Origin of the sequence: Actinomycetospora callitridis, from assembly GCF_028737265.1 — a bacterium.
In the GTDB taxonomy this organism is placed as follows: domain Bacteria; phylum Actinomycetota; class Actinomycetes; order Mycobacteriales; family Pseudonocardiaceae; genus Actinomycetospora; species Actinomycetospora callitridis.
Map to the genome: position 1 here is coordinate 1 of NZ_JAQZAK010000022.1, position 2,752 is coordinate 2,752.

A 2,752-nucleotide genomic window follows, 5' to 3' on the forward strand; every position below is an offset into this window, starting at 1 on the left:
CGAAAACACTGCGTTCTCCCGTTGCGGTGTCCCCGAGTAGCAGCGAGCCCGTGAAATTCGCTGTGAATCTGCCGGGACCACCCGGTAAGCCTAAATACTCCCTGATGACCGATAGCGGACGAGTACCGTGAGGGAAAGGTGAAAAGTACCCCGGGAGGGGAGTGAAACAGTACCTGAAACCGTGTGCCTACAAGCCGTCAGAGCCTTGCGGGGTGATGGCGTGCCTTTTGAAGAATGAGCCTGCGAGTTAGTGGTACGTGGCGAGGTTAACCCGTTGAGGGGTAGCCGTAGCGAAAGCGAGTCCGAATAGGGCGATTCAGTCGCGTGCTCTAGACCCGAAGCGGAGTGATCTACCCATGGCCAGGGTGAAGCGCCGGTAAGACGGCGTGGAGGCCCGAACCCACCAGGGTTGAAAACCTGGGGGATGAGCTGTGGGTAGGGGTGAAAGGCCAATCAAACTCCGTGATAGCTGGTTCTCCCCGAAATGCATTTAGGTGCAGCGTCGCGTGGTACTCACCGGAGGTAGAGCACTGGTTGGCCTAGGGGGCCTACAAGCTTACTGAAGTCAGCCAAACTCCGAATGCCGGTGAGCGAGAGCGCGGCAGTGAGACTGCGGGCGATAAGGTTCGTAGTCGAGAGGGAAACAGCCCAGATCGCCGGCTAAGGCCCCTAAGCGTGCGCTAAGTGGGAAAGGATGTGGGATCGCCCAGACAACCAGGAGGTTGGCTTAGAAGCAGCCATCCTTGAAAGAGTGCGTAATAGCTCACTGGTCAAGTGGTCCTGCGCCGACAATGTAGCGGGGCTCAAGCGCACCGCCGAAGCCGCGGCAACACCGCGTGAACACTGCTTGCCCTTGATGGCGTAGCTGGTGGTGGTGTTGGGTAGGGGAGCGTCATGCGGGCGGTGAAGCGGCGGAGTGATCCAGTCGTGGAGCCCGTGTGAGTGAGAATGCAGGCATGAGTAGCGATAGCAGAGTGAGAAACTCTGCCGCCGGATGACCAAGGGTTCCTGGGCCAGGTTTTTCCGCCCAGGGTGAGCCGGGACCTAAGGCGAGGCCGACAGGCGTAGTCGATGGACAACGGGTTGATATTCCCGTGCTCGTGTAGGCGCGTCCCTGGCGAATCCAGGTGTGCTAACCGCCCGAACCTCGGGTGTCTCCTTCGGGAGCACCTCGAGGGGAGCGCGGGACCCCGCCTGGTAGTAGCCAAGCGATGGGGTGACGCAGGAGGGCAGCTCCGCCAGCTAGTGGTAGTGCTGGTGCAAGCGTGTAGGCCGGTGGACAGGCAAATCCGTTCACCATGAGGCTGAGACGTGACGCATAGCCGTTTGAGGCGAAGTAGAGTGATCCCATGCTGCCGAGAAAAGCCTCTAGCGAGTTCCTACGCGACCCGTACCCCAAACCAACACAGGTGGTCAGGTAGAGAATACCGAGGCGTTCGAGCGAACTGTGGTCAAGGAATTCGGCAAAATGCCCCCGTAACTTCGGGAGAAGGGGGGCCCTGTCCCGTGAAACCCCTTGCGGGTTAGCGGGGTGGGGCCGCAGAGACCAGGGGGAAGCGACTGTTTACTAAAAACACAGGTCCGTGCGAAGTCGCAAGACGATGTATACGGACTGACGCCTGCCCGGTGCTGGAACGTTAAGGGGACCGGTTAACCCTTCGGGGTGAAGCTGAGAACTTAAGCGCCAGTAAACGGCGGTGGTAACTATAACCATCCTAAGGTAGCGAAATTCCTTGTCGGGTAAGTTCCGACCTGCACGAATGGCGTAACGACTTCCCCGCTGTCTCGACCACAGACTCGGCGAAATTGCACTACGAGTAAAGATGCTCGTTACGCGCGGCAGGACGGAAAGACCCCGGGACCTTCACTACAGCTTGGTATTGGTGCTCGGTTCGGCTTGTGTAGGATAGGTGGGAGACTGGGAAGCGGTCACGCCAGTGATCGTGGAGTCAACGTTGAAATACCACTCTGGTCGAATTGGGCATCTAACCTCGGACCATGATCTGGTCCAGGGACAGTGCCTGGTGGGTAGTTTAACTGGGGCGGTTGCCTCCCAAAGGGTAACGGAGGCGCCCAAAGGTTCCCTCAGCCTGGTCGGCAACCAGGTGTCGAGTGCAAGTGCACAAGGGAGCTTGACTGTGAGACCGACGGGTCGAGCAGGGACGAAAGTCGGGACTAGTGATCCGGCACCACCACGTGGTTGGGGTGTCGCTCAACGGATAAAAGGTACCCCGGGGATAACAGGCTGATCTTGCCCAAGAGTCCATATCGACGGCATGGTTTGGCACCTCGATGTCGGCTCGTCGCATCCTGGGGCTGGAGTAGGTCCCAAGGGTTGGGCTGTTCGCCCATTAAAGCGGTACGCGAGCTGGGTTTAGAACGTCGTGAGACAGTTCGGTCCCTATCCGCCGCGCGCGCAGGAGACTTGAGGAAGGCTGTCCCTAGTACGAGAGGACCGGGACGGACGAACCTCTGGTGTGCCAGTTGTCCCGCCAGGGGCACGGCTGGTTGGCTACGTTCGGAAAGGATAACCGCTGAAGGCATCTAAGCGGGAAGCCTGTTCCAAGATGAGGTCTCCCACCCCTTCGAGGGTTAAGGCCCCCACCAGACCAGTGGGTTGATAGGCCAGACATGTAATCGCCGCAAGGCGTTCAGTGGACTGGTACTAATAGGCCGAGGACTTGCCCACACACACGTCAAGCAATCACGACGAGCTTGTGTGTGAACACGGCAAACAACTGCGTAACGAACA

1 rRNA gene is annotated in these 2,752 nt (G+C 58.9%); it reads left to right on the top strand.

What is annotated here, in order from left to right:
* Positions 1 to 2,689, top strand: a 23S ribosomal RNA gene (locus PH191_RS29925); the annotation flags it as partial.
* Positions 2,690 to 2,752: the final 63 nt, after the last annotated feature.